Origin of the sequence: Wolbachia endosymbiont of Wuchereria bancrofti, from assembly GCF_002204235.2 — a bacterium.
Classification (GTDB): domain Bacteria; phylum Pseudomonadota; class Alphaproteobacteria; order Rickettsiales; family Anaplasmataceae; genus Wolbachia.
This window is the reverse complement of the sequence record NZ_NJBR02000088.1, coordinates 1-6,719: the sequence shown is the minus strand read 5'-3', so window position 1 is coordinate 6,719 and position 6,719 is coordinate 1. Positions and strand designations below refer to the sequence as shown.

Below are 6,719 nucleotides of genomic sequence, written 5' to 3'. Positions count from 1 at the left end.
TGTTGTCTTCCCATGGTCCACATGTCCTATCGTTCCTACATTGACATGCGGCTTCCCAAATGCTTCCACTACTTGTGTCATAATTTAAACTTTTCTACCTAAAATACAAATACATCAATAAATAATATATTGATTTTATAAAAATACAAAAAAAAAAAAGAGCGGATAGTGGGATTTGAACCCACTCCACTAGCTTGGAAGGCTAGAGCTCTACCAATTAAGCTATACCCGCGCAATGGAGGAGGTAGGATTCGAACCTACGTACGCAACGCGGACAGATTTACAGTCTGTTACCTTTAACCACTCGGTCACTCCTCCAAAAAACTTATTAAGAGAGCACTATTCCAGTATTCTAACTTAAGCTTTTATTGCACTTAATATTAAATACTTAAAACCAAAAAATCAAGCAATAAAACCTCGCCTGATTACAATCACACAGATTTCATTTTATATAACACAATATTGTCAATAAAACGCTTAAATAAGTAATGTGAATCGTGCGTACCTGGCGCTTCCTCTGGATGGTACTGTACAGAAAAAACTGGGTAATCCCTTGCCATTATTCCCTCTATACTATTATCAAACATAGAAATATGAGTAACCTCAACGTTATTTGGTAGAGAGGATGGATCAAAAACAAAGCCATGATTTTGGCTAGTGATCTCAACTCTATCGCTACTTACGTTATAAACCGGATGATTACTTCCTCGGTGACCAACGTTCATCTTGATAGTTTTTGCCCCCAAAGTAATCGCTAGTAATTGATGACCCATGCATATGCCAAGAATTGGTATTTTAGATTTTACAATAACATCTATCTCTGTAATCACACTCTTTCCTATTTCTTGCGGATCGCCTGGACCATTTGAGAGCACTATACCATCCGGACACATACCTAATATTTTTTGAGCAAAACCTCTATCTGGCTTAATTAACTCAATTGCACAACCAAGTTCTATTAAGCGTGAAACTATACTAGCCTTTATACCAAAATCAACCACCGCAACTTTATATTTTGCATCAAGGTCACTTTTAAAATTGTTATTTAAACTGACCTTATCGGTTATTTCTATTCCATTTACAGGTTTATGTTTCTTTAATTCATCTAATAGACCTTTTATCACCAAAATAGCTTGATCATTATAGGTACAAGTGTTACAAACCTGGGTGACATTAGAGTAGATTAATGGGCATATTATTCCGTTTTGAGGTCCATATTTTCTCAAATGCCTAGTCAAGGCTCTAGTGTCAACTCCTGATATTCCAACCAAGTTACTTTTTTCTAACCAATCGCTTAAACTCACATATGAAGAAGGATGAGACGCAGGAGAAAGTTCGCGCATAATTACACCACTTGCAAAAATTTTCTTTCCTTCATTATCTTTATTGTTTATTCCAACATTGCCAACATGAGGAAAAGTAAACATTATGATTTGATCAGCAAAAGAAGGATCAGTTATAGTATGCTGATAACCAGTAATACCAGTAGTAAAACAGATCTCACCTATGCATTTGCCTTTTTTACCTATCGACTTTCCCAAAAAGCACTTGCCATCTTGTAAAACTAGAACTGTGTCTTGCACTCAATTCTCTCTAACTGATTTAAAACAGTATATAAGAATTTCAAATAATATATAACTCTTTCTAAAATTTTAAACTTAGCCATAAATTAATAGAGAATAACATAAAAAAAAATTTTACACATCCTTTTAAATATATCGTTGACTGCTTTCGCATTTCGTATTAAACATAAATAAATTATCAAGTAAAGTGGAAGGTTACAATGTTTGTTAACGGAGGACAACTTAAAAAAATAAATCAGAAGTGGCTAGTTATAGGAACTGGCTTGCTATTGTTTATGATGATGTTACCCTCAATTATTCTTCTAGCAAAGATGACTATAGGGCTAGCCATGGTCTTAGTTGTAGCAATAGCGATAAAGATTGCCTCAAAAACAATATCGAATGTTTTAGAGGATAAACAGGCAGACCCAAACCAACTAACATCACAAACAACACAAAGCAGGATTATAAACCTAGCCGTTGGATTAATATCCATATTTACAGGTGGGCTATCACTGCTTGTCATAGCAAAAACTGGTATAGCTATAATATGTGCAGCTGTAGCTACTTTAGCCATATATGAGTATGCTAAGGATTATAAATATGCTGAAGATAAAGAAATAGGTAAAAGCATAAACGACAAATTCGATGAAATAGCTAAAAATACAACTAATTTTATTGTTAGTGGCATCGAAAAACTTGTTTCACCACAAGAACACCAGGTATAGCTTATTTTTATGTTTATTTTGTGTACGTTAATTAAGTAGGCTGCATTGTCTGCTTGTGTTTTTTTTACCATAGCTATGTAGGGCTCTATTCTATAAACTTTTTTACCATACTGAATTTTAAGCCACGAACGAAATCCTTAATATCGCAAGAATTTCTTCCCTCCATTTGCACAATTTTAGGAATTAAAGTGCCACTTTTCAAACTTATGTGCATATTATCATTAATAATTTCACCTTGTCCTGAAGTTAAAGAAGCATTTACTTCAAAGTCAGCATCGAGTATCTTCACACGCTTATACTCTATCTTGACAAATGCCTTGGGATAAAACGCTTTAACTTTTCTATAAGCAACTTCACAAATGTCACTTGCATAAATTTTATAGTCTTCGATCTTATCAGCGTAGCATGCGCCATCATCACTTTGTTCTAGAGGAGGGTGTTTTTCAATTTCATCTATCACTTCCATCAGTAAGTTACTACCTAGCTTAGACAATTTGTCATGTAACGTTTTATAATTGTCATTTTTTTCAACTAAAAATTTTTTCTGTTTTAAAATGGGACCAGAATCCAGTCCCCCATCCAATTGCATAATGCTAACTCCAGTTTCTCGGTCTCCCGCTAAAATCGTATGCTGTATGGGAGCTGCTCCACGCCATCTAGGCAGCAGTGAAGGGTGAATATTAATACAACTATACTTTAGAATATTCAGAATTTCTTTTGGAAGAATCAGTCCATAAGCAGCAACGACTGCAACGTTTGGTTTAAATTTTTTAAATCTTTCTTGCTCTATCAAAGGTTTTAGAGAAGTAGGAGTGCATACCTCTATACCACTTTCTTCAGCAATGACATGCACCGGAGATTTTGTTAGCTTTTGTCCACGTCCTGAAGGCTTTGGAGCCTTGGTATATACTGCTACTACCTCATTTTTTGACTTTAATAGCGAATTTAGCGCATTGATAGCAAATTCTGGTGATCCCATAAAAATGACTCTCATGCTGCTAAATGCTTTTGCTTAAGGAAATCAAGAATTCTCTGCTAATTTACCACTTACAGTTTCTGCTAATTTTGTGAAATCATCTTTATAGTTAACGGCCATTTCAGCAAGAATCTTTCTATTCAAATCAACTCCAGCAAGTGCAAGACCGTGCATAAATCTACCATAAGTAAGCCCGTGTTCCCTTGCTGCTGCATTAATACGTATTATCCATAAACTGCGAAAATCGCGCTTGCGATTTCTTCTGTCCCTATAAGCATATTGCAATGCTTTTTCAACCCTTTGTAATGCAATTCTATAGCAACTCTTTGCACGCCCTTTATAACCTTTTGCTAAATTCAATATTTTTTTATGACGAGCGTGAGTAGTGACTCCACGTTTTACCCGGGCCATTTTATCTTACCTCCATTTTGTTAAATACCATAAGGTATATAAAGCTTAACTATGCGCGAGTCAGATTTACCAAGAATCGTAGTACCACGCTGATTACGAATATTAGACTTGCTCCTCTTTACCATACCATGCCTTTTGCCTGATTGAGTAGAAATAACTTTGCCTTTAGCTGTAAGATTAAAACGTTTTTTAACAGAGGATTTGGTTTTCAATTTCATTTTCTTCATATCTTAAATAAGTTTACAAACATTACTGTCGAATTCTTTAGTAGAAAAAATAATTCTATCAAAGAATCAAATAGCACGCAACTTAAAGTTGTAATACAACCACAACTTGTATATTAAAGGAGCTTAAATGTAATTACACCCAATATATGGGTTATACTTTCTTTATTTCCGAGTGGCAACAATACTTGTCTTATTTTAACACTTTCACTTTCTTCCTCTTCATTGATTAGATACTTACTATCTACTATAGTATCAAATTTATCAATAACCGCATCTATTTTATATAATCGCAAAAATGGTGCATCAATTACATATTTGCTATCAATGCATATGTTTTTCTCAAAACCATAGAACTCAACAGCCTTTTCTCCTGCATTCTCACAGATATAACCTTGATCATTAACCTCAACAATATAACAATATTGCCATGAATCCATTATTTCAGCAGTATCTATCTCATGTCTTTCTGGCCAGTCTCTATCTGGTCCTTTTATCTCATTCCAGTACTGAGTCACTATATTTGCTATTCTTCTTTCTCTACCTGCATAAATTCTCATTCTAATATCCACATATAAAACACAGATATAAGCTTAATCTACTGTGAATGTATTGATTTTTTCTTAACCGCAAGGGTATGTATTACTTAGATTTCCATACTACCTATGTAACTGATACTGGTACTCTTTTTAACCATCCCTTAACGTGAGCTCACACTTTTTTAGTTAACTTTCTAGCTACATATGTTAAATATATTTATGTCACACTTATAATTGTTCATTACTTTTCTCACTATTTATTTTGTTGATTAGATAATCTCTTAAGTCGATAAGTTGTTGCAACAGATTACCAAAATCACAACTGCTTTTTATATTATTATCAAATTCTTTTTGCACTCCTTTTATTGTATATCCTTTATCATATAGCATGTATTTTATCTTCTTTATGACCTCTATACACTTATGATCATATAGCCTTCTTCCCTTACGTTTTATGGGTTTAATTTGACGAAATTGACTCTCCCAGAATCTCAAAACGTGCTGCTCTAAATGTAGCTCTTCAGCTACTTCCCCAATTGCATAAAATAATTTTTCCTTGTTCATTGATTGTTTATTAACTTTTTTATAACTTTTGAGGGTCTAAAAGAAACTGAATTTCTTGCCTGAATTACTACTTTTTTTGATGTATTTGGTACATTCCCTGGCCTTTCTTTCTTTTTTTTAATCAAGAATGTTCCAAATGACGATATTTTTACTATGCCATCCTTTACTAAGCTTGCTTTTATCTCATCCAATATATCGTCTATTATTGCAGCAGAGTCTTCTTTTGACAATCCAATTTCTTGGTTTATATCTTCAGCTATTGTTGCCTTAGTTACTGTTATATCCTTTGTTGTAACGTAATCCATAATTCAGTAAGTATTACAATATGTGAATATAATATAACAATCGATTCAAGATTCAGCTATCTTATTTTTTAGAATATATTTCTTCTATAATATAATTTAAAATGCTAACGGCTGCTAACATTGCAAATACTGCGAAAAGTGCCATTTTATGATCTGTAAAAAGTGCTAACGTTGATGCTATAATTCCGCTCATGATAAATATAAATCCATTGATAATGGATGATGATGTACTGATGTATTTTCGTTTCACAATTTCACTACCAACAGTAAAATTAAGCATATGCTCTCCTGTAGCTAAATCGAATATTAACATGCGAAAATATACAACATGAACAGTTAAGTAGCTGCATAGTAGACAATAACTGAAGCATCTTGGAAAAGAGCAAAAGCAGAGATTACATGTTTCCTGTTTTTGAGTAGATTTGAGATTTTATCCGCAATTGGAGTACCAACTGCAAGACCAAACCATAATATTGCAGTGGCTGCACCTGATTACGTTACATCAAGCTCTAAGTTGCTAAGTAACCTTAGAGCTCCAAGGTATTAAGCGCTAAAAATATTCCAAAAGTAATAGCACCCACTATTGAGGTTATCAGACATCTCTTGATTTTAGCACCGTTAATACAGAACATATTATTGTCTTTATAGAACTTTTTATTATGTGTTTTTTTTGAACTACTTTCCAAAAACGTGCCTGGATGAAAAAACACAAGTGCAAATATTAACATACTAAATAGTATTATGCTTACAATCAGGTTCTTCCAATATGCACCTTCGGCAGGCGGGCTAGAGGACACCACTTGAATTACCAAGTACAGAAAGGCTCGAAATTGTTTGTACTAATGAGAACATCAGTCCAAACTGGGCAATGGGAGAATATATGCTACTTATGTGAACAGCCCCAATAAAACCAAACGAAGCTCCGATTGCAATCAACACTTGAGAGAATTAAATGGGCAAGATTGTTACTATTAATAAGAATAAAAAAACCCAAGGAACATGGTTAATAATGAGAAAGAGTAAATTTTTTACTGGAAAAAACATTAAACATTGCCCCACTAAAAGATTTTAAGATAGCAAAAGTCCAATTACATGCTGAGTTAACTAATGCAACTTATATAATTGTAAGTTCAAGTTCTTTTTCAAGATCTACTCTTATAAAGGTGTAGATTATCTGCATATTGCTGAATATAACAACCAAGTTACTGATCAGCCAAATGAACCAAGCTTTAGCTCTGCTTTCCATAAGATTTACTTTTATAAGTAATTTATTAATAATTTTATACTAAGTCTTCTTTGAGGCTATTGTTTCATGAGTAAGCATTGTAGGCACAACCCCTGATTTTGAAGGTATTGGTGTTAATTTTTCTTATCCACTGCAGGTATTGTATGGTGCTGTCCACTTGGTCG

The 6,719-nt window shown here is 33.6% G+C and carries 10 protein-coding genes and 2 tRNA genes; 1 reads left to right on the top strand and 11 read right to left on the bottom strand.

What is annotated here, in order from left to right; all coding sequences use genetic code 11:
• Positions 1 to 160 precede the first annotated feature (160 nt).
• The 3 genes from CCY16_RS04380 to carA form a co-directional block, all read right to left on the bottom strand.
• Positions 161 to 232 (bottom strand) — tRNA-Gly (locus tag CCY16_RS04380).
• 4 nt (positions 233 to 236) lie between these two features.
• Positions 237 to 318: transfer RNA gene (locus CCY16_RS04375), tRNA-Tyr, on the bottom strand.
• A 113-nt stretch (positions 319 to 431) separates the two neighbouring features.
• Positions 432 to 1,583, bottom strand: a complete 1,152-nt coding sequence (gene carA, locus CCY16_RS04370) for a glutamine-hydrolyzing carbamoyl-phosphate synthase small subunit (protein WP_088415242.1) — start codon at positions 1,581 to 1,583, stop codon at positions 432 to 434.
• Positions 1,584 to 1,783: 200 nt separating this feature from the next.
• Between carA and CCY16_RS04365 the strand changes: the two genes are divergently transcribed.
• Complete coding sequence (locus tag CCY16_RS04365; protein ID WP_088415240.1) at positions 1,784 to 2,290, top strand: hypothetical protein; 507 nt, start codon at positions 1,784 to 1,786, stop codon at positions 2,288 to 2,290.
• Positions 2,291 to 2,375: 85 nt separating this feature from the next.
• On the opposite strand, the gene fmt is transcribed toward CCY16_RS04365, so the two are convergent.
• The 8 genes from fmt to CCY16_RS06455 all read right to left on the bottom strand — a co-directional run bounded on the left by fmt (position 2,376) and on the right by CCY16_RS06455 (position 6,106).
• A complete protein-coding gene (gene fmt / locus CCY16_RS04360) occupies positions 2,376 to 3,284 on the bottom strand; it encodes a methionyl-tRNA formyltransferase (RefSeq protein WP_088415238.1) in 909 nt (302 codons plus the stop codon).
• A gap of 27 nt (positions 3,285 to 3,311) precedes the next feature.
• A complete protein-coding gene (gene rplT, locus CCY16_RS04355) occupies positions 3,312 to 3,677 on the bottom strand; it encodes a 50S ribosomal protein L20 (protein WP_088415236.1) in 366 nt (121 codons plus the stop codon).
• Between the two features lie 20 nt (positions 3,678 to 3,697).
• Positions 3,698 to 3,904, bottom strand: a complete 207-nt coding sequence (gene rpmI / locus CCY16_RS04350; RefSeq protein ID WP_088415234.1) for a 50S ribosomal protein L35 — start codon at positions 3,902 to 3,904, stop codon at positions 3,698 to 3,700.
• Between the two features lie 113 nt (positions 3,905 to 4,017).
• On the bottom strand, positions 4,018 to 4,461 hold the full coding sequence (locus CCY16_RS04345) for a PAS domain-containing protein (protein ID WP_088415232.1): 444 nt from the start codon (positions 4,459 to 4,461) through the stop codon (positions 4,018 to 4,020).
• A gap of 207 nt (positions 4,462 to 4,668) precedes the next feature.
• Positions 4,669 to 5,004, bottom strand: a complete 336-nt coding sequence (locus CCY16_RS04340) for a MerR family transcriptional regulator (RefSeq protein ID WP_088415230.1) — start codon at positions 5,002 to 5,004, stop codon at positions 4,669 to 4,671.
• The gene (locus CCY16_RS04335; RefSeq protein ID WP_011256859.1) at positions 5,001 to 5,309 is read right to left on the bottom strand and encodes an integration host factor subunit alpha; all 309 of its coding nucleotides are present in this window, start codon (positions 5,307 to 5,309) and stop codon (positions 5,001 to 5,003) included. The genes CCY16_RS04340 and CCY16_RS04335 overlap by 4 nt, the downstream gene beginning before the upstream one ends.
• Before the next feature lie 61 nt (positions 5,310 to 5,370).
• Positions 5,371 to 5,622 (bottom strand): hypothetical protein, encoded by a 252-nt coding sequence (locus CCY16_RS06460; protein WP_245800797.1) that lies wholly within the window; start codon positions 5,620 to 5,622, stop codon positions 5,371 to 5,373.
• Positions 5,623 to 5,836: 214 nt separating this feature from the next.
• On the bottom strand, positions 5,837 to 6,106 hold the full coding sequence (locus CCY16_RS06455) for a hypothetical protein (RefSeq protein ID WP_245800796.1): 270 nt from the start codon (positions 6,104 to 6,106) through the stop codon (positions 5,837 to 5,839).
• Positions 6,107 to 6,719 lie beyond the last annotated feature (613 nt).

What these genes read in the sequence shown, in the direction of transcription:
- rplT (WP_088415236.1), bottom strand. Translation starts at nt 3,677, where the DNA reads ATGGCCCGGGTAAAACGTGGAGTCACTACTCACGCTCGTCATAAAAAA.
- fmt (WP_088415238.1), bottom strand. Translation starts at nt 3,284, where the DNA reads ATGAGAGTCATTTTTATGGGATCACCAGAATTTGCTATCAATGCGCTA.
- rpmI (WP_088415234.1), bottom strand. Translation starts at nt 3,904, where the DNA reads ATGAAGAAAATGAAATTGAAAACCAAATCCTCTGTTAAAAAACGTTTT.
- CCY16_RS04345 (WP_088415232.1), bottom strand. Translation starts at nt 4,461, where the DNA reads ATGAGAATTTATGCAGGTAGAGAAAGAAGAATAGCAAATATAGTGACT.
- CCY16_RS04365 (WP_088415240.1), top strand. Translation starts at nt 1,784, where the DNA reads ATGTTTGTTAACGGAGGACAACTTAAAAAAATAAATCAGAAGTGGCTA.
- CCY16_RS04340 (WP_088415230.1), bottom strand. Translation starts at nt 5,004, where the DNA reads ATGAACAAGGAAAAATTATTTTATGCAATTGGGGAAGTAGCTGAAGAG.
- CCY16_RS06460 (WP_245800797.1), bottom strand. Translation starts at nt 5,622, where the DNA reads ATGTTAATATTCGATTTAGCTACAGGAGAGCATATGCTTAATTTTACT.
- CCY16_RS04335 (WP_011256859.1), bottom strand. Translation starts at nt 5,309, where the DNA reads ATGGATTACGTTACAACAAAGGATATAACAGTAACTAAGGCAACAATA.